Annotated in this window: 16 protein-coding genes and 3 tRNA genes; 15 read left to right on the plus strand and 4 right to left on the minus strand. The window is 67.3% G+C overall.

The genetic code is table 11. The annotated features are described in order from the left end of the window. Positions 1 to 63: 63 nt before the first annotated feature. Both PCA10_RS09990 and PCA10_RS09995 read left to right on the plus strand, forming a co-directional pair. Positions 64 to 1,275: an O-succinylhomoserine sulfhydrylase gene (locus PCA10_RS09990; RefSeq protein WP_016491952.1), complete on the plus strand. Its 1,212-nt coding sequence runs from the start codon at positions 64 to 66 to the stop codon at positions 1,273 to 1,275. After that, the gene (locus tag PCA10_RS09995; RefSeq protein ID WP_016491953.1) at positions 1,272 to 2,051 is read left to right on the plus strand and encodes an SDR family oxidoreductase; all 780 of its coding nucleotides are present in this window, start codon (positions 1,272 to 1,274) and stop codon (positions 2,049 to 2,051) included. The genes PCA10_RS09990 and PCA10_RS09995 overlap by 4 nt, the downstream gene beginning before the upstream one ends. Positions 2,052 to 2,621: 570 nt before the next feature. On the opposite strand, the gene gspD is transcribed toward PCA10_RS09995, so the two are convergent. After that, positions 2,622 to 4,574, minus strand: a complete 1,953-nt coding sequence (gene gspD / locus PCA10_RS10000) for a type II secretion system secretin GspD (RefSeq protein ID WP_016491954.1) — start codon at positions 4,572 to 4,574, stop codon at positions 2,622 to 2,624. A 4-nt stretch (positions 4,575 to 4,578) separates the two neighbouring features. Then, complete coding sequence (locus PCA10_RS10005; RefSeq protein ID WP_016491955.1) at positions 4,579 to 5,226, minus strand: type II secretion system protein N; 648 nt, start codon at positions 5,224 to 5,226, stop codon at positions 4,579 to 4,581. Between the two features lie 265 nt (positions 5,227 to 5,491). Here PCA10_RS10005 and gspE point away from each other — a divergent pair, with 265 nt between their 5' ends. From gspE to PCA10_RS10065, 12 genes are all read left to right on the plus strand, one after another. Beyond that, entirely contained in the window at positions 5,492 to 6,979 is a 1,488-nt protein-coding gene (gene gspE, locus PCA10_RS10010) for a type II secretion system ATPase GspE (protein ID WP_016491956.1), read from the plus strand. After that, positions 6,980 to 8,194 (plus strand): GspF family T2SS innner membrane protein variant XcpS, encoded by a 1,215-nt coding sequence (xcpS, locus tag PCA10_RS10015; protein WP_016491957.1) that lies wholly within the window; start codon positions 6,980 to 6,982, stop codon positions 8,192 to 8,194. A 49-nt stretch (positions 8,195 to 8,243) separates the two neighbouring features. After that, positions 8,244 to 8,630 carry a type II secretion system major pseudopilin GspG gene (gene gspG / locus PCA10_RS10020; protein WP_051148030.1) on the plus strand — a complete coding sequence of 129 codons (387 nt, stop codon included), beginning with the start codon at positions 8,244 to 8,246 and terminating at the stop codon, positions 8,628 to 8,630. After that, on the plus strand, positions 8,630 to 9,217 hold the full coding sequence (gspH, locus tag PCA10_RS10025) for a type II secretion system minor pseudopilin GspH (RefSeq protein ID WP_016491959.1): 588 nt from the start codon (positions 8,630 to 8,632) through the stop codon (positions 9,215 to 9,217). Before gspG ends, gspH begins: the two co-directional genes overlap by 1 nt. After that, positions 9,214 to 9,603, plus strand: a complete 390-nt coding sequence (gene gspI, locus PCA10_RS10030; RefSeq protein WP_016491960.1) for a type II secretion system minor pseudopilin GspI — start codon at positions 9,214 to 9,216, stop codon at positions 9,601 to 9,603. The genes gspH and gspI overlap by 4 nt, the downstream gene beginning before the upstream one ends. Further along, a complete protein-coding gene (gspJ, locus tag PCA10_RS10035) occupies positions 9,600 to 10,307 on the plus strand; it encodes a type II secretion system minor pseudopilin GspJ (RefSeq protein ID WP_016491961.1) in 708 nt (235 codons plus the stop codon). The genes gspI and gspJ overlap by 4 nt, the downstream gene beginning before the upstream one ends. Beyond that, the gene (gspK, locus tag PCA10_RS10040) at positions 10,304 to 11,275 is read left to right on the plus strand and encodes a type II secretion system minor pseudopilin GspK (RefSeq protein WP_016491962.1); all 972 of its coding nucleotides are present in this window, start codon (positions 10,304 to 10,306) and stop codon (positions 11,273 to 11,275) included. The genes gspJ and gspK overlap by 4 nt, the downstream gene beginning before the upstream one ends. Beyond that, on the plus strand, positions 11,272 to 12,414 hold the full coding sequence (gspL, locus tag PCA10_RS10045) for a type II secretion system protein GspL (protein ID WP_016491963.1): 1,143 nt from the start codon (positions 11,272 to 11,274) through the stop codon (positions 12,412 to 12,414). Before gspK ends, gspL begins: the two co-directional genes overlap by 4 nt. 2 nt (positions 12,415 to 12,416) lie before the next feature. Then, positions 12,417 to 12,935 carry a type II secretion system protein M gene (locus tag PCA10_RS10050; RefSeq protein ID WP_016491964.1) on the plus strand — a complete coding sequence of 173 codons (519 nt, stop codon included), beginning with the start codon at positions 12,417 to 12,419 and terminating at the stop codon, positions 12,933 to 12,935. Between the two features lie 151 nt (positions 12,936 to 13,086). Then, positions 13,087 to 13,162: transfer RNA gene (locus PCA10_RS10055), tRNA-Val, on the plus strand. A gap of 36 nt (positions 13,163 to 13,198) precedes the next feature. Continuing rightward, positions 13,199 to 13,275, plus strand: a tRNA-Asp gene (locus PCA10_RS10060). 103 nt (positions 13,276 to 13,378) lie between these two features. Further along, positions 13,379 to 13,455 (plus strand) — tRNA-Asp (locus PCA10_RS10065). A gap of 277 nt (positions 13,456 to 13,732) precedes the next feature. Here PCA10_RS10065 and PCA10_RS10070 read toward each other — a convergent pair. Together PCA10_RS10070 and PCA10_RS10075 are read right to left on the minus strand one after the other, a co-directional pair. After that, positions 13,733 to 14,770, minus strand: a complete 1,038-nt coding sequence (locus PCA10_RS10070; protein ID WP_016491965.1) for an AraC family transcriptional regulator — start codon at positions 14,768 to 14,770, stop codon at positions 13,733 to 13,735. Beyond that, positions 14,767 to 15,699 carry a carbon-nitrogen hydrolase family protein gene (locus PCA10_RS10075; protein ID WP_016491966.1) on the minus strand — a complete coding sequence of 311 codons (933 nt, stop codon included), beginning with the start codon at positions 15,697 to 15,699 and terminating at the stop codon, positions 14,767 to 14,769. The genes PCA10_RS10070 and PCA10_RS10075 overlap by 4 nt, the downstream gene beginning before the upstream one ends. A 202-nt stretch (positions 15,700 to 15,901) precedes the next feature. Between PCA10_RS10075 and PCA10_RS10080 the strand changes: the two genes are divergently transcribed. Further along, positions 15,902 to 17,938, plus strand: coding sequence for an NADPH-dependent 2,4-dienoyl-CoA reductase (locus PCA10_RS10080; RefSeq protein ID WP_016491967.1), 2,037 nt, complete (start codon positions 15,902 to 15,904; stop codon positions 17,936 to 17,938). Positions 17,939 to 17,959 lie beyond the last annotated feature (21 nt).

The following is a 17,959-nucleotide window of genomic DNA, read 5'->3' on the forward strand; positions in this document are numbered from 1 at the left end:
GCGGCGAGCTGAAAGTCTGTAGCCCGGATAACCTCCGGGCTTCGTTTCTGAAGAGGTAGGGATATGACGCAGGAATGGGAAGCCGGAAGGCTGGACAGTGATCTGGAAGGCGCCGCCTTCGACACCCTGGCTGTGCGTGCCGGCCAGCGCCGCTCGCCGGAAGGCGAGCATGGCGAGGCCATGTTCCTCACCTCCAGCTACGTGTTCCGCACCGCCGCCGATGCCGCCGCGCGCTTCGCCGGCGAAGTGCCGGGCAATGTCTACTCGCGCTATACCAACCCGACCGTGCGCACCTTCGAGGAGCGCATCGCCGCCCTGGAAGGCGCCGAGCAGGCCGTGGCCACCGCTTCCGGCATGTCGGCGATCCTGGCCATCGCCATGAGCCTGTGCAGCGCCGGCGACCACGTGCTGGTGTCCCGCAGCGTGTTCGGCTCCACCATCAGCCTGTTCGAGAAGTACCTCAAGCGCTTCGGCATCGAGGTCGACTACCCGGCGCTGTCCGACCTGGCCGGCTGGGAAGCGGCGATCAAGCCGAACACCAAGCTGCTGTTCGTCGAGTCGCCGTCCAACCCCCTGGCCGAACTGGTGGACATCCCCGCCCTGGCCGACATCGCCCACGCCAAGGGCGCGCTGCTGGTGGTGGACAACTGCTTCTGCACACCGGCTCTGCAACAGCCGCTGAAGCTGGGCGCCGACATCGTCATGCACTCGGCCACCAAGTACATCGACGGCCAGGGCCGCACCATGGGCGGCGTGGTCGCCGGCCGCGCCGAGCACATGAAGGAAGTGGTGGGTTTCCTGCGTACCGCCGGCCCGACCCTCAGCCCGTTCAACGCCTGGGTCATGATGAAGGGCCTGGAAACCCTGCGCGTGCGCATGCAGGCCCATTGCGCCAGCGCCCTGGAAATCGCCCGCTGGCTGGAAACCCAGCCCGGCGTCGAGCGCGTCTACTACTCCGGCCTGGAAAGCCATCCGCAGCACGAACTGGCCAAGCGTCAGCAGAAGGGCTTCGGCGCCGTGGTCAGTTTCGAGGTCAAGGGTGGCAAGGAAGCAGCCTGGCGCTTCATCGACGCCACCCGGATGATCTCCATCACCACCAACCTGGGTGATACCAAGACCACCATCGCCCACCCGGCCACTACCTCCCACGGTCGCCTGTCGCCACAGGAGCGTGCCAACGCGGGTATCCGCGACAGCCTGGTACGCCTGGCCATCGGCCTGGAAGATGTGGCCGACCTCAAGGCCGACCTGGAGCGCGGGCTCGCGGCGCTGTGATCGACTGGACCCTGAAGGCGGCCAGTGCCCATAACGGCAAGGTCGCCCTGGTCACTGGCGCATCGCGCGGGATAGGTCTGGGCGTCGCCGCCTGGCTGATCGCCGAGGGGTGGCAGGTGGTGCTCGCCGATGTCGACCGCGTTCGCGGTTCCAGGGTCGCCAAGGCCCTGGGCGAAAATGCCTGGTTCGTCGCCATGGACGTGGCCCATGAAAGCCAGGTGGCGGTGGGCATCGCCGAGGTGCTGGGACAGTTCGGTCGCCTCGACGCCCTGGTGAGCAACGCCGCCGTCACCGAACCCCACAACCCGCCGCTGGAAAGCCTGGAGTTGGCACGCTGGAACCGTGTGCTGGCGGTCAACCTGACGGGCACCATGCTCCTGGCCAAGCACGCCGCGCCCTATCTGCGCGGCCATCGCGGCGCCATCGTCACCATCTCCTCCACCCGTGCCCATCAGTCCGAGCCCGACAGCGAGGCCTACGCCGCGAGCAAGGGTGGCCTGCTGGCCCTGACCCATGCCCTGGCCGTGAGCCTGGGGCCGGACATTCGGGTCAACGCCGTCAGCCCCGGCTGGATCGATGCCCGCGACCTCGGCGCACGGCTGGAGGCGCCGCTGGGCGAGTCCGATCACGGGCAGCACCCGGTAGGTCGCGTGGGCCTGGTGGAGGACGTGGCGGCGCAGGTGGCCTGGTTGCTCTCGGATAACGCGGGCTTCGTCACCGGCCAGGAGTTCATCGTCGATGGCGGCATGACCCGCAAGATGATCTATCTCGGCTGAGCTTTGGCTGGGATAGGGCAGGGCGGCTGCACCGGGAGGCTGGGTGTATCGGATTGGCAATTCGCTGTGATTGCCCTACCTGACTCCTAGCCGGCGGATGCTTCCCTCTCCCCCGCCCCTCTCCCCCGCCCCTCTCCCGCAAGCGGGCGAGGGGCGACTCGCGTTGGCAAGCGACAGACAATCCTGATGCCCACTCATGGCTTGCAACCTTGCTGAAGAGATGAGGCAAGGACTCCGCCCCTTCAGGAGGTCGAGTGGAATCGTTGTGAAGGGGGACGAGCGGCATGGATGCCGCGAGAGGCGCGCAGGGCCATGGATGGCCCTTCGCGCCGTGCCCCCGGAGCGACGATGTAGCGAGGGGAGTTTGGCGCAGCCAAACCCGGATGTCGGGGCAAGCCTTTTGCTTCCTTTGGGTGGTGCGGCATTCCGACGACTGCCAAAGGAAGTCGCCCGGGAAGGCGAAACAGAAACTTGCAGCCCACTCGACAATGAGCTGGGCAACAGAACCTCACACCCAATAGCCAATCCAGCGCGAACAGCTCTTCCCCGAAATCCCGTGTGCGCTAGCGGTCAATGCCTGCGCAGGTCCACCGCCGGCTCCTGCCGGCCGTCGAACAGCTCCACCGGTTTGCGCGGCAGGACGGACGGACGGCCGTCGGTTTCGTGTTCGCCGACTATGCGGATGTCGTTGTATTTCTTCCCGGACAGCGCCGCGAGGCCGGCGGCGTCGCGCACCACGGAGGGGCGCAGGAACACCATCAGGTTGCGCTTGACGTGGGAGTCGCGGGTGGAGCGGAACAGCCGGCCGATGATGGGCAGGTCGCCCAGCAGCGGCACCTTGGAGTCGGTCTGGGTGACGTCTTCCTGGATCAGCCCGCCCATCACGATCACCTGGCCGTCCTCGGCGAGGATGGTGCTCTTGATCGAGCGCTTGTTGGTGATCAGGTCCACCGCTTGGGCGGTGAGGGTGGCGGAAGGGGCGATGGAGGAGATTTCCTGTTCGACTTCCAGGCGCAGGGTGGCGCCTTCGGTAATGTGCGGCGTCACCTTCAGGGTCACGCCGATATCCTGGCGTTCGATGGTGGTGAAGGGGTTGTTCGCCCCTGAGGCGTCGGTGGTGAAGGTGCCGGTCTGGAAGGGCACGTTCTGGCCCACCAGGATTTCCGCCTTCTGGTTGTCCAGGGTCAGCAGGCTCGGGGTGGACAGCAGGTTGCTCTTGCTGTTGGCCGAGAGCGCGGTGATCAGCACGCCGAAGTCTTCCGAACCGATGCCGATGATGGCGCCGTCCGGCAGGTTGTCGGGAATCTCGTCGTCGCGGATGGCGTTGAGCACGGTGCCCAGGGAGAGGCCGGTGTTGCCGAAGTTCACCCCGCCCAGGCCACCGGTACTGCCACGGGCATCCACCGCCCACTGCACGCCGAGGGCGTCGGTGATATCGCCGGAAATCTCGACGATGGCGGCTTCCACCATGACTTGGGCGCGGGGCACGTCGAGCTGGCGGACGATGTCTTCCAGGGCGGTGACCACGTCCGGCTCGGCCAGCAGGACCAGGGCGTTGAGGCTCTCGTCGGCGCGGATCAGGATGTTCTGCGGCTTGCCGCTGCCGCTTGGGGCGCCTTCGCCGCCGCCTTCTTCGCTTTTCAGGCCCTCGGACAGTTCGCCGAGGGTTTCGGCCAGCGTCTTGGCGTCGTTGTGCCGCAGGCGGATCACCCGGGTATTGGCCGAACGCGAGGTCGGCGTATCGAGGGATTGCGCCAGTGCCGCCAGCTTGGCTCGGGCGGACGGCGGGCCGAGGATGATCAGGCGGTTGGTGCGGGAGTCGGCGATCACCTGGGTGCCCGAGGTGCCCTTGGACTGGCCGCGATTGAGGGAGGCGTTGAGCACCTCGGCGGCGTCCATCACCCAGGCGTAGCGCAAGTTCAGCACGGTGTAGTCGCGGTCGCCCTTCTGGTCGAGTTGGCGCATCAGGTCTTCGATCCGCGCGATGTTGGCGGCGCGGTCACTGATGATCAGGGCGTTGGAGGAGGTCACGGCGGCCAGGTGGCCGTACTGGGGGACCAGCGGTCGAATCAGTGGAATGAGTTCCGTCACCGGCGTGTGCTGCACCTGGATCACGCGGGTTTCCAGGCTCTCGGCGCCCGGGCGGCTGCTGCCGGCCTCGGCCTTGGCTTCGGCATTGGGGATGATGCGGGCCTGGTCGCCCTGGGTCACCACGGTGAAGCCATGGGTGGCCATCACCGAAAGGAAGAGTTGATAGACCTCGTTGAGCCCCAGAGGCGCCTTCGATACCACGCTGACCTGGCCCTTCACTCGCGGGTCGACGATGAAGGTCTCGCCGGTGATGTCGGCGATCTGGTCGATGAACTCGCGGATGTCGGCATCCTTGAGGTTGATGGTCCAGCCATCCTGCTGCTGTTGCTGCGCGCTGCCCGGCGCCGTCGTTGCGGCGAGCAGGGGCAGGGGGGCGGCGAGCATCCCGGCGGCGATCAGGGCGAGCGTGAGGCGCGAGAAGGTCAGGGTCATCGTGTCATTCGCTATCCTGGGGCTGTTCGGTGGGAGGCTCGGAGACGCTGTTCTCCGGGTCCTCCATCTGTTGGCGCAGCTTTTCCATGCGCTCGCGCAATTCGGCGGCGTTGTCTTCCTGCAGGCCATTGAGGTCGTCGATCACGGCGGCGGAAGGATCTTCGGCGGCGTTGCCGTTCACCGGGGTGAAGCGCGAGCGCGGCGCCGGAAAGCTGAGACTTTCCAGGCGACCATTGCGTTCGATCTCGACGCGATTGCGATACACCCCGTGCACTTTCACACCACTGGTGATCTCGTCTCCGGCCACGAAGCGGCGCGGCTTGCCGCCTTCGTACTGGATGATGGCGATGGACTTGTCGGGCCCGGCATGGACGAAGCTGCCGAGCAGGGTCAGGCGCAGGTTGGTGGTGGGGGGCGGGCCGCTGGGCTGGATCTTCACCCCGGGGCCGAACAGCGGTTCGAGATTCTGCAGCGGTTGCGCGCTGGCAAGCGGAGTGCCCTGTTGCTGCGGCGCCGCGACCGGCGCCTCGACCAGACGCAGCCATTGCCGGGTCTGCCAGGCGAAGCTGGCGACCATGGCCAGAACCAGCAGCGCAGCAACGAGGGCTGGCGCATGGCGCTGCAGCCGATGCGCGGATTCCGGTGCGTGCAAGTGGGTACGACTCCTAATGCTGTGTTGTTCTTTTGGTCTTATAGGTACGCAGAACTGCTTTGATCATAGCAGCGCCTTGGGACACCATGCTCGGCCATCTGGAGGATGTTGGCAGTGTGTCGCTGTGCTAAAGATATCTGTGAATTTTTACGGCTTTAGGTGGTTTTGTTCACACACATCATAAGAATCGAACCGTGGCTCTGCACAAGCGTCAGATTGCGCTGCAATACTTGTTTGCGGACTCACTTGAAATAGGCACCCAAGGATGAACCCACCACTGGTTGAATCGCCCCTGCGACGGCTGCCCTTCGGCTTCGCCAAGCGACACGGCGTGTTGCTGATCGACGGGACCGAGCCCTGCCTGGCCCACCGTCCCGGTGTCGAACTGGTGGCCCTGGCCGAGGCCAGGCGCTTCGCCGGCCGCAGCCTGCCGCTGCGCCCGCTCACGGGCGAGGCCTTCGACCAGGCCCTGGCCCTGGCCTATCAGCATGACTCCTCCGCGGCCATGCAGCTGGCCGAGGACCTGGGCGGCAGCCTCGACCTCGCCGCCCTGGCCGAGCAGATTCCGGAAACCGAGGACTTGCTGGAGCAGGAGGACGACGCGCCGATCATCCGCCTGATCAACGCCATCCTCGGCGAGGCGATCAAGGAAAACGCCTCGGACATCCACCTGGAAACCTTCGAGAAGCGGCTGGTGGTGCGCTTTCGCGTCGACGGCATCCTCCGCGAGGTGCTGGAACCCAAGCGCGAGCTGGCGGCGCTGCTGGTGTCGCGGATCAAGGTGATGGCGCGGCTGGACATCGCCGAAAAACGCATCCCCCAGGACGGCCGCATTTCCCTGCGGGTGGCCGGACGGGAGGTCGATATCCGTGTCTCGACGTTGCCCTCGGCCAACGGCGAGCGCGTGGTGTTGCGCCTGCTGGACAAGCAGGCCGGGCGCCTGACCCTGCAGCACCTGGGCATGAGCGAGCGCGACCGGCATCTGCTGGAAGACACCGTGCGTCGTCCCCACGGCATCCTGCTGGTCACCGGGCCCACCGGCTCGGGCAAGACCACCACCCTCTATGCCAGCCTGGTGACCCTCAACGACCGCACCCGCAACATCCTCACCGTCGAAGACCCCATCGAGTACCACATCGAGGGCATCGGCCAGACCCAGGTCAACACCAAGGTCGACATGACCTTCGCCCGTGGCCTGCGCGCCATCCTGCGCCAGGACCCGGACGTGGTGATGGTGGGCGAGATCCGCGACCAGGAAACCGCCGAGATCGCCGTCCAGGCATCGCTCACCGGTCACCTGGTGCTGTCGACCCTGCACACCAACAGCGCCATCGGCGCCATCACCCGCCTGGTGGACATGGGGGTCGAACCCTTCCTGCTGTCGTCGTCGTTGCTCGGCGTGCTGGCCCAGCGCCTGGTGCGGGTGCTCTGCCCGCATTGCAAGGAGGCCTACCAGGCCGATGCCGCCGAATGCCTGCTGCTGGGCGTGGAAGCCGACAGCGCACCGACCCTGCATCGCGCCCGTGGCTGCGGGCAATGCCACCAGCAGGGCTATCGCGGACGGACCGGGATCTACGAACTGGTGGTGTTCGACGACCACATGCGCAGCCTGATCCACAGCGTCGCCTCCGAGCAGGAAATGATCCGCCACGCGCGCCTGTCCAGCCCCAGCATCCGCGAGGACGGCCGACGCAAGGTGCTGCAAGGGGTCACCACGGTGGAAGAAGTGCTGCGGGTGACCCAGGAAGAATAAATGGCCGCATTCGAATACCTCGCACTCGATAGCAAGGGTCGCCAGCAGAAGGGTGTGCTGGAGGCCGACAGCGCTCGCCAGGTGCGCCAGCTGCTGCGCGAACGCCAGCTGGCGCCGCTGGAAGTGCGCGCCACTCGCGTGCGCGAGCAGGCCGAGCGCGGTCGCTTCAGCCTGGTGCGCGGGCTGTCCGCCCGTGACCTGGCGCTGGTGACGCGGCAACTCGCGACCCTGGTGCAGGCCGCGCTGCCCATCGAAGAAGCGTTGCGGGCGGCGGCCGCGCAGTCCAGCAGTTCGCGCATCCAGTCCATGCTGCTGGCGGTGCGCGCGCGGGTACTGGAAGGCCACAGCCTGGCCAGCAGCCTGCGGGAGTTTCCCTCGGCCTTCCCCGAGCTCTATCGCGCCACGGTGTCCGCCGGCGAGCATGCCGGCCACCTGGGGCCGGTGCTGGAGCAGTTGGCCGACTACACCGAACAACGCCAGCAGTCGCGGCAGAAGATCCAGCTGGCGCTGCTCTACCCGGTGATCCTGATGTTCACCTCCCTGGCCATCGTCGCGTTCCTCCTGGGTTTCGTGGTGCCGGACGTGGTCAAGGTATTCATCGATTCCGGCCAGACCCTGCCGTTGCTAACGCGCGGCCTGATCGCCCTCAGCGACCTGGTCAAGCACTGGGGCTGGCTGATGCTGCTGGTGCTGGTGGCGGCCTTCGTCGGTGCGCGCTGGGCACTGCGCGACCCGGATATCCGACTGCGCTGGCATGGGCTGGTATTGCGCATTCCACTGGTGGGGCGGTTGGTGCGCGCCACCGATACGGCGCGCTTCGCTTCCACCCTGGCGATCCTTACCCGCAGCGGGGTGCCCCTGGTCGAAGCCCTCGGCATCGGCGCCGAAGTGATCGCCAACCGGGTGATCCGCGCCCAGGTGGTGGTGGCCGCGCAGAAGGTCCGTGAAGGCGGCAGCCTGACCCGCGCCCTGGAGGCCAGCGGGCAGTTCCCGCCGATGATGCTGCACATGATCGCCAGCGGCGAACGCTCCGGCGAACTGGACCAGATGCTCGCCCGCACCGCGCGCAACCAGGAAAACGACCTGGGGGCGCAGATCGCCCTGCTGGTCGGTCTTTTCGAACCGTTCATGCTGGTGGTCATGGGCGCGGTGGTGCTGATGATCGTGCTGGCCATCCTGCTGCCTATTCTTTCTCTCAACCAACTCGTGGGGTAATCGCGTGAATCTGCGCCGTAGTCAGTCGGGCTTTACGCTCATCGAAATCATGGTGGTGGTGGTCATCCTCGGCATCCTCGCCGCTCTGGTGGTGCCGCAGGTGATGAACCGCCCCGACCAGGCCAAGGTCACGGTGGCCAAGGGCGACATCAAGGCCATAGGCGCCGCCCTGGACATGTACAAGCTGGACAACTTCGCCTACCCCAGCACGCAGCAGGGCCTGGAGGCACTGGTGAGCCGGCCTTCGGGCAACCCGCCGGCGAAGAACTGGAACAAGGACGGCTACCTGAAGAAGCTCCCGGTGGACCCATGGGGCAACACCTACCAGTACCTTTCCCCGGGCAGCAAAGGCACCTATGACCTCTATTCCCTGGGGGCCGACGGCAAGGAAGGCGGCAGCGACAACGACGCCGACATCGCCAACTGGGACAACTGATGAACAGCGGGCGGCGGGGCGGCGCGAGCCGGATGCCCGGCGCCTCGGCGTCCGCGGGCTTCACCCTGATCGAGGTGCTGGTGGTGATGGTGATCATCGCCTGCCTCGCCGGCCTGGCGGTGATCAGCTCGGGCGTCGCCGGCCCGACCCGCGAACTCAACAACGAGGCCGAGCGCCTGGCCGGCCTGATCGGCGTACTGGCCGACGAGGCCGTGCTGGACAATCGCGAGTACGGCCTGCGCCTTGAGCGTGACGGCTACCAGCTCTACTACTACGACGAATCCGTGAGCCGCTGGCAGGCCATGTCCGACGGCGGCCGGCAGCTGCCCGACTGGGCGGAACTGAGCTTCGAGCTGGAAGGCGAGCCGCTGGTGCTGCCGGCGCCCGCAAAGAGCGACAAGGACGACACGCAGCCGAAGGACGCGCGGCCGGTGCCGCAGCTGGTGATCCTCTCCAGCGGTGAGCTCAGCCCGTTCCGCCTGGTGCTTGGCGAGCGCCGCAAGGATGGCTTGCGCCTGCAGCTGTCCAGCGACGGTTTCCGCCTGCCCCGGGTGGAGAACCTCAATGGCAAGGGGCGCGCCGGATGAAAGGCAGTCGCGGCTTCACCCTGATCGAAGTGCTGGTGGCCCTGGCCATCTTCGCGGTGGTCGCCGCCAGCGTACTCACCGCCAGCGCGCGCAGCCTGCAGATCGCCTCGCGGCTGGAGGACAAGACCCTCGCCATGTGGATCGCCGACAACCGCCTGACCGAGCTGCAGCTGCGCAGCACGCCCCCGGGCAATGGCCGCGACCAGGGCGAGCTGGATTACGGCGGTCGGCGCTGGGAATGGCAGAGCCAGATCGATGCCACCACTGATCCGGCGCTACGCCGGGTCACTCTCTGGGTGGCGCCGCGTCCGAACCGGGGCATCGGCGGCAAGCTGGAAGACCGGGCCACGGTGCGCCTGGTGGGCTTCGTCGGGAGCACGCCATGAAGCGCTGCGCCGGCTTCACCTTGCTGGAGCTGCTCATCGCCATCGCGATTTTCGCCGTGCTGGCCATGGGCACCTGGCGCATGCTGGGCGCGGTACTCGACAGCGACGAGGCGACCCGCGAACAGGAGCGCCAGCTGCGCGAGCTGGTACGGGCCATTTCCGCCTTCGAGCGGGACGTGCGCCAACTGGTGGCGCGGCCTATCCGAGACGCCTACGGAGAACCTCGCGCCGCGTTGTTGAGCGAGCACGAGGGTGACGACGACAGCATCGAACTGACCCGCAGCGGCTGGCGCAACCCCACCGGCAGCCAGCGTTCGCGCTTGCAACGGGTGCGCTGGCAGCTGTCCGGCGAGCGCCTGGAACGGCGCTACTGGACGGTCCTGGACCAGGCCCAGGACAGCCTGCCGCAGGTGCAGTCGACCCTGGACGGGGTCACGGCCATGAAGCTGCGCTATATGGACGAAACCGGCGACTGGCAGGACAGCTGGCCACCCGCCGGCCTCGCCGAGGATGAGCGGCTCGATCGCCTGCCGCGTGCCCTCGAACTGACCCTGGAGCACCGCCGCTACGGCGAGCTGCGCCGGGTGGTGCGTCTGGTGGACAACCCGCCACGGCAACGGCCCCAGGCCGGCGGCGGGCAGCAGGACGGCGACCAGCAGCCTGATGGTGGGCAGCAGGATGGCGAGCAGGAGCCGGTGCAATGAAGCGCCAATCGGGTGTCGCGCTGCTCACGGTACTGCTGGTGGTGGCGGTGGTCACCGTGGTGTGCGCCGGCCTGATCGCCCGGACCCAGCTGGCCATCCGTTCCAGCGGCAACGAGCTGCAGGTCCGCCAGGTGGCCCAGTACGCCCTCGGCGGCGAAGCCCTGGCCGAGGCGATCCTGCTCCGCGACCTGCGCCAGGGCGATCCGCGTACGCCGGTGGATCACCTGGGCGAAGCCTGGGCACGGCCACTGACTACCTTCCAGCTGGACGACGGCGGCTCCCTCAGCGTGCGCATCGACGACCCCAGCGGCCGCTTGAACCTCAATGGACTGGTGCGCGATGGCCAGATCAACGAACAGGGCATCCGCCAGTTCCGCCGCCTGCTGCTGCGCCTGGGCATCGAGGCGCCCTACACCGAGCGCCTGGTGGACTGGCTCGACACCGACCAGGAACCCTTCGGCCCCAATGGCGCGGAAGACAACCAGTACCTGCTGCTGAAGCCGCCGTATCGGGCGGCCAACCATGCCATGAGCGATATCTCCGAGCTGCGCCTGGTGCTGGGCATGACCGAGCTGGATTACCGCAAGCTGCTGCCCTACGTCAGCGTGCTGCCGGCGGATGCCACCCTCAACGTCAACACCGCCAGCCCCCTGGTGCTCTCCACCCTGGCCGACAACCTCGACGCCAGCGGCGCGGGCTTGTTGGTGGCGGCGCGGGGCGCCACGGGCTTTCCCAGCATGGAGGCCTTTCTCCGGCAGCCGGCCCTGGCCGGGATGGGCCTGGAGGCCCAGGGGCTGGCCGTCGGCAGCCAGTATTTCCTGGTGATCAGCGAGGTACGCCTTGCCGGTCGCCGCCAGGTTCTGTCCAGTACCCTGCAACGTGGCACAGACGGCAAGGTACGGGTTCTCTCTCGTGATCTCGGGCAGGGCGGCTTGCCGCCGGCGCCCGTCAAGGAGCCGCAGTCATGACACAGGCTTGCATCTTCCTCCCCGTCGCCGCCTGCCAGCAGCTGGACGCCGAACTGGATGTGCTGCTCTGGCAGGGTGGGACGAGCCGTCGCCTGCCCCTGGCCCGGGCGCTGGAAGAGGTGGCGCCACCCTGGCGCCTGATCCTGCCGGTGGAGGCGGTGACCTGCTGCGCCGTGCGTTTGCCCACCCAGAAGGGCCGCTGGTTGCGCCAGGCGCTGCCCTTTGCCGTGGAGGAACTGCTTGCCGAGGATGTGGAGCACTTCCACCTGGGGCTCGGTGGCGCCGTGGCGGATGGCCGGCACCGGGTCTTCGCGGTGCGCCGCAGCTGGCTGGCCGGCTGGCTGGAGCTGGTGCGCAAACTCGGCCCGGCGCCTGCGGCTATCCAGGTGGACGCCGACCTGCTGCCGGAGCAGGGCAGCCAACTGCTCTGGCTGGGGCAGCGCTGGCTGCTGGGTGGCGAAGGCAGTACCCGGCTCGCATTCGAGGAACAGGACTGGCCCCATCTGCGCGATGCCTGCCCGGCGCCGCGCACCGGCCATGCACCTGCCGAACGACAGACCCTGGACGGCGTGGACCAGTGGCAGGACGCGCCCGACCTCCATGGTTGGCTGGCGGAACAGAAAGGCAGCGATCTGGCCCAGGGCGAATTCACCCTGAAGGAAGAGCGCCAGCAGTGGTCGCGCTGGAAGCCCCTGCTGGGCCTGGTGGGCCTCTGGCTGTTGCTGCAGTGGGGATTCAACCTGGCCCAGTCGTGGCAGTTGCAGCGCCAGGGCGACACCTACGCCCAGGCCAATGAAGCGCTCTATCGCGAGCTGTTCCCCCAGGACAGCAAGCTGGTGAACCTGCGCGCGCAGTTCGACCAGCACCTGGCCGAGGGTTCCAACTCGAGCCAGGGGCGCCTGCTGGCGTTGCTGGGCCAGGCGGCCCAGGCGCTGATCGCGGAGGGCGCCCAGGTGCGCGTGCAGCAACTGGATTTCAGTGAAACCCGTGGCGACCTGGCGCTGCAGGTCCAGGCGCCGGGCTTCGACGCCCTGGAGCGCCTGCGTGAACGCCTGATCGGCAGCGGGCTGTCGGTGCAGATGGGCTCGGCGAGTCGCGACCAGAGCGGCGTCAGTGCCCGCCTGGTGATAGGAGGATGACAATGCTCGACGCAATCAAGACGCCGCTCCAGGCGCAATGGCAGTCCTCGGCCCTGGGCGCGCGCTGGCGCAGCTTGCCGGTGCGCGACCGTGTGGCCCTGGCAGGGTTGGGCCTGTTCCTCGGGCTGATGCTGCTCTACCTGCTGCTCTGGTTGCCGGCCGAACGGCGCCTGGCCAGCTCCCGCGAATACTTCGAGACCCAGCGCGGCCTGCACGCCTACCTGCAACTGCATGCCCCCGCGGCAAGGGCGGTGAAGGTCGAGCCGCAGACCCGGGTGGACCCGGAGCGCCTGCAGGGGCTGGTCACCGCCACCGCCGCCGAACAAGGCCTGGCGGTGGAGCGTATCGACAGCGACGGACCAGGCTCGGTGCAGGTGAACCTGCAACCGGCGGCCTTCCCCAATCTGCTGCGCTGGTTCGGCGTGCTGGAAGGGCAGGGTGTGCGCATCGACGAAGCCGGGCTGAATCGCAACGAGGATGGCCGGGTGACGGCGAGGATTTCACTGAAGGCCGGTAGCTGAGTCCGCCCCGATCCGGTGCGGGCGCACCGTCCTGGTGCTCTCGTGGCGGCCAGGGCTGCCCCGGCAAAAAACACACCCCTGAAGAAAAAATCCATACAGGGTGTTGACTTAGCGGAGGCCTCTGCGTAAATTGCGCGCCTCGCAAGGCGAAGGGTGATTAGCTCAGCCGGGAGAGCATCTGCCTTACAAGCAGAGGGTCGGCGGTTCGATCCCGTCATCACCCACCACTCCTTGCGAATTTCGGACGAAAGTCCGGCCGACGCGCAGCGGTAGTTCAGTCGGTTAGAATACCGGCCTGTCACGCCGGGGGTCGCGGGTTCGAGTCCCGTCCGCTGCGCCATATATCCCATGTTCGAGTTGCTCGGGCATGAGGCGGCAAGAGGTCCTTCGGGGCAGTCGCCAGACGATGCAAGGGTTTTACCGGACGCAAGTCCAGCCGACACGCAGCGGTAGTTCAGTCGGTTAGAATACCGGCCTGTCACGCCGGGGGTCGCGGGTTCGAGTCCCGTCCGCTGCGCCATATAGAGAAGCCCTCAGGTAGCGATACCTGGGGGCTTTTTCTTTGCGCCTGAAAAAGCACCTGGCCTGCGCTTGCCCATCGAGCGGGGTAATATTTCGGTCACCTGGGTTCGTTACATTTTCAGGCATGCCGAGCAGGCTTGGCATGGTCTTTGTTTCCATGACCTGTATCGAAACAGGAGGAACTACCGATGGATGACTACCAGGAAGAAATTCTCGATTTCCACGCCGATGAGCAGGACTACGTGGAGCCCGCGGAAGACGCTACCGAAATGTGATCAGCCCGCCTGGCGCTGGCTGCGGCGGAACTCGCCTGGCGTGCTGCCGCTCCAGCGCTTGAAGGCGCGCTGGAAGGCTTCCGCCGAGGCGAAGCCGAGCAGGTAGGCGATTTCGCCGAACGCCAGTTCGGTGTCGCGGATATAGGCCATGGCCAGGTCGCGACGGGTTTCGTTGAGGATGGCGCGGAACTGGGTGCCTTCCTCGGCCAGCTTGCGTCGCAGGGTCCAGCTGGGCATCTGCAGGCGTGCCGCCACTTCTTCCAGGTCCGGCTCGCGGCCATGCAGCAGCGGCCCCAGCAGTTGGGTGATGCGCTCGCGCAGGCTGCGGGTGCGGGTCAGTTGCTGCAATTCCCTCTCGCAGATATCCAGCAGCTGCCGCCAGGTGCTGGGGCAGTGCTCGTGGCCGCGCAGGGCCAGGGTGTCCTGGGACAGGCGCAGCTGGTTGGCGCCGGCCTCGAACTCCACCGGGCAGCCGAAGTGCTCGGTGTAGCGCTCGGCGTAGTCCGGCGCCTGGAACTCGATTTCCACCTTGTCGATCCTTATCCCGCTGCCGGCCAACTGGCCCAGGTGGCTCTGCCAGCCCGCCAGCACGGAATCCACCACGAAGCGGTTATAGGCGTTGTAGGGGCTGATGGAGTAGAAGCGCAGCCAGGCGCCCTTGCTGTCTTCGTGGAAGCTGGATTGGCCACGGTAGTTGCTGGCATAGAGCAGCTCGAAGCGCGTCAGAGCGCGGGCGGCCTCCCGCAGGTTGGGCGCTTGCGCCGCGCAGACGCCCGCCAACCCGAATTGGCCGAGACGGCTGAGGCGCCCCATGGACAGGCCCAGGGCCGGATCGCCGCTGAGCTGGATAGCGGCGTGGCCCAGGCGCATGTAGCGCGGGATCGACAGTCGCGCCTGGGGTTCGGCCAGGCGCGCGGCATCCAGGCCGAAGCGTTCCAGTAGTTCGGCGGGGGACTGGCCGGCCTGTTGCATGGCGGCGGCCAGGCTGTGGACACAGCCCACCGACAGGTCGCCGAGCTTGACCCGTTGCGCTTTCATTGGGCGTCCAGCCAGGCATTGAGCAGGTGGCTGCCGGGCGCGTCGCTTGCTTGCGGGGCGGCCAGGGGAGTCAGCTCGCTGCCGGAGGGGGAATTGTGCAGGGGCCAGAGGCGGCCACGCAGGAAGAGCTCCTCGCTGGCGCTGGACTGGCCGTTGTCCAGGGTCACCTTGCTCCGGGGGTAGCCCTGGCCCCAGCTGCGGGTGATGGTCACCAGGCCGCCGGCGGTCTGCAGGGTCTGGCGGGATTCGCCCCGGGCGCTCTGCGGCCAGGGCTGGCTGTAGGGTTCACCCAGCAGCAGGCCGTCCGGGGAGAATGCCAGCGCGAGGTTGTAGAGGGCGCCATGGCCGCTGCGCAGCTTGCCTTCCTTGAAGTAGGGCGAGGGCAGCAGGATGGAGCCGGCGAGGATGGTCACCTGGTAGTGGCTGGCGAGGCGGCCGAACATTTTCTGGTAGTCCCGCGCCATGCGCCGGGCCTTGGCCCGCAGCAGGGCTTCTTCCAGGTCCTGGCCCTGGAGGAACAGGCGGCCGAGCAGGGTCGGGTGGCTGAGGGTCAGCAGGCGGCCGGCTTCGGCCAGGGAGCGTGCCTTGTAGAGGTCCTGCTTTTCGTTCTGCAGCAGCAGCCAGGTACCGATGTGGTCGGGCAGGGCGACCACGGTGCGCTCGGTCAGCAGGCCCTGGTCGCGGGCCTGGTCGAGGGCGGCGGCGAGCTTCATGTGCAGCAGGTCCGGGTCCCGGTAGTCGCTGGGATAGAGCGCCGGGCGGATGGCCAGCAGGTTGCCGCCGCTGCCGGCCGTGCCGACATCGCTGGCCAGGCTGGCACGCAGGTCGGACAGGTAGTGGGCGCGCGGCCGTTCGCCGGTCCAGACCGCGTAGGCGGTCAGGCAGCTCACCAGGAGGGCGGCGATCAGGGGCGTCAGCAGTTTGCGCATGGAGTGTCCGTGGCTCGGGGATAACGTTCAGGGTAGGGGAGGCGCTGGCGGTTGCCAAGGGTCGCTGTTCGTTTGGGTCAGTAACTTGTCATTTCTGATCATTGAGCCGGTGAGGCACGCTCTTTATCGTTTGCCCCATAACCGACCCCGGCCCTGAGGCTCGGGGCATTTCGTGAATAGCAACGCCTGTTGTGGAGGAACCATGACCGCCACCCGTTACCCGAACCTGCTCGCGCCCCTCGACCTGGGCTTCACCACCCTGAAGAACCGCACCCTGATGGGTTCCATGCATACCGGCCTGGAAGAGAAACCCAACGGCTTCGAGCGCATGGCCGCCTATTTCGCCGAGCGCGCCCGTGGTGGCGTCGGCCTGATGGTCACCGGCGGCATTGGTCCGAACGCGGAAGGTGGCGTCTACGCCGGCGCCGCCAAGCTGACCACCGTGGAAGAGGCCGAGAAGCACCGGATCGTCACCCGCGCGGTGCACGAGGCGGACGGCAAGATCTGCATGCAGATCCTCCATGCCGGCCGTTACGCCTATAACCCCAAGCAGGTGGCGCCGTCGGCCATCCAGGCGCCGATCAACCCCTTCAAGCCCAACGAGCTGGATGAAGAGGGCATCGAGAAGCAGATCCAGGACTTCGTCACCTGCTCGAAGCTGGCCCAGCACGCCGAGTACGACGGCGTCGAGATCATGGGTTCCGAGGGTTACTTCATCAACCAGTTCCTCGCCGCCCACACCAACCAGCGTACCGACCGCTGGGGTGGCAGCTTTGATAACCGCATGCGCCTGGCGGTGGAGATCGTCCGCCGCGTGCGTGAGGCCGTGGGCCCGAACTTCATCATCATCTTCCGCCTGTCGATGCTGGACCTGGTGGAAGGCGGCAGCACCTGGGACGAGATCGTCACCCTGGCCAAGGCCATCGAGGCGGCGGGCGCCACCATCATCAACACCGGCATCGGCTGGCACGAAGCGCGCATCCCCACCATCGCCACCAAGGTGCCGCGCGCGGCCTTCACCAAGGTCACCGCCAAGCTCAAGGGCGAGGTGAAGATCCCGCTGATCACCACCAACCGCATCAACACCCCGGAAGTGGCCGAGCAGGTCCTGGCCGAGGGCGACGCCGACATGGTGTCCATGGCCCGTCCGTTCCTCGCCGACCCGGACTTCGTCAACAAGGCCGCCGAAGGCCGCAGTGACGAGATCAACACCTGCATCGGCTGCAACCAGGCCTGCCTGGACCACACCTTCGGCGGCAAGCTGACCACCTGCCTGGTGAACCCGCGCGCCTGCCACGAGACCGAGCTGAACTACATCCCCACCACCACCGTGAAGAAGATCGCCGTGGTCGGCGCCGGCCCGGCCGGCCTGTCCGCCGCCACCGTGGCCGCCGAGCGTGGCCACCAGGTGACCCTGTTCGACTCCGCCAGCGAGATCGGCGGCCAGTTCAACGTGGCCAAGCGCGTGCCGGGCAAGGAAGAGTTCTTCGAGACCCTGCGCTACTTCAAGCGCAAGCTGGAAACCACCGGCGTCGACCTGCGCCTGAACACCCGTGTCAGCGCCGACGACCTGGCCAAGGGCGGCTTCGACGAGATCATCCTGGCCACCGGTATCGCTCCGCGCACTCCGGAAATCCCTGGTATCGAGCACCCGAAGGTGATCGGTTACCTGGACGCCATCCTCGAGCGCAAGCCGGTGGGGCAGAAGGTGGCGGTGATCGGCGCCGGCGGCATCGGCTTCGACGTCTCCGAGTTCGTCACCCACCAGGGCGAGGCCACCAGCCTGTCCCGCGAAGCCTTCTGGAAGGAGTGGGGCATCGACGGCGCTCTGGAAGCCCGTGGCGGCATCGCCGGGATCAAGGCCCAGCCGCATCCGGCGGCGCGCGAGGTGTTCCTGCTGCAGCGCAAGAAATCCAAGGTGGGCGACGGCCTCGGCAAGACCACCGGCTGGATCCACCGCACCGGCCTGAAGAACAAGCAGGTGCAGATGCTCAACGCGGTCGAGTACCTCAAGGTGGACGACGCAGGCCTGCACATCCGCATCGCCGAGGGTGAGCCCCAGGTGCTGCCGGTGGACACGGTGATCGTCTGCGCCGGCCAGGACCCGCTGCGCGAACTGCAGGACGGCCTGGTCGCCGCCGGCCAGAGCGTGCACCTGATCGGTGGCGCCGATGTGGCCGCCGAGCTGGACGCCAAGCGCGCCATCAACCAGGGTTCGCGCCTGGCCGCCGAGCTCTGACCACGAGCCCGAGCGGGCTCC

It is taken from the genome of Pseudomonas resinovorans NBRC 106553 (genome assembly GCF_000412695.1).
Taxonomy (GTDB): Bacteria; Pseudomonadota; Gammaproteobacteria; order Pseudomonadales; family Pseudomonadaceae; genus Metapseudomonas; species Metapseudomonas resinovorans_A.

Coding starts and splice junctions, on each gene's coding strand:
- PCA10_RS09990 (WP_016491952.1), top strand. CDS start 64: ATGACGCAGGAATGGGAAGCCGGAAGGCTGGACAGTGATCTGGAAGGC.
- gspD (WP_016491954.1), bottom strand. CDS start 4,574: ATGACCCTGACCTTCTCGCGCCTCACGCTCGCCCTGATCGCCGCCGGG.
- gspE (WP_016491956.1), top strand. CDS start 5,492: ATGAACCCACCACTGGTTGAATCGCCCCTGCGACGGCTGCCCTTCGGC.
- xcpS (WP_016491957.1), top strand. CDS start 6,980: ATGGCCGCATTCGAATACCTCGCACTCGATAGCAAGGGTCGCCAGCAG.
- gspG (WP_051148030.1), top strand. CDS start 8,244: ATGGTGGTGGTGGTCATCCTCGGCATCCTCGCCGCTCTGGTGGTGCCG.
- gspH (WP_016491959.1), top strand. CDS start 8,630: ATGAACAGCGGGCGGCGGGGCGGCGCGAGCCGGATGCCCGGCGCCTCG.
- gspI (WP_016491960.1), top strand. CDS start 9,214: ATGAAAGGCAGTCGCGGCTTCACCCTGATCGAAGTGCTGGTGGCCCTG.
- gspJ (WP_016491961.1), top strand. CDS start 9,600: ATGAAGCGCTGCGCCGGCTTCACCTTGCTGGAGCTGCTCATCGCCATC.
- gspK (WP_016491962.1), top strand. CDS start 10,304: ATGAAGCGCCAATCGGGTGTCGCGCTGCTCACGGTACTGCTGGTGGTG.
- gspL (WP_016491963.1), top strand. CDS start 11,272: ATGACACAGGCTTGCATCTTCCTCCCCGTCGCCGCCTGCCAGCAGCTG.
- PCA10_RS10050 (WP_016491964.1), top strand. CDS start 12,417: ATGCTCGACGCAATCAAGACGCCGCTCCAGGCGCAATGGCAGTCCTCG.
- PCA10_RS10070 (WP_016491965.1), bottom strand. CDS start 14,770: ATGAAAGCGCAACGGGTCAAGCTCGGCGACCTGTCGGTGGGCTGTGTC.
- PCA10_RS10075 (WP_016491966.1), bottom strand. CDS start 15,699: ATGCGCAAACTGCTGACGCCCCTGATCGCCGCCCTCCTGGTGAGCTGC.
- PCA10_RS10080 (WP_016491967.1), top strand. CDS start 15,902: ATGACCGCCACCCGTTACCCGAACCTGCTCGCGCCCCTCGACCTGGGC.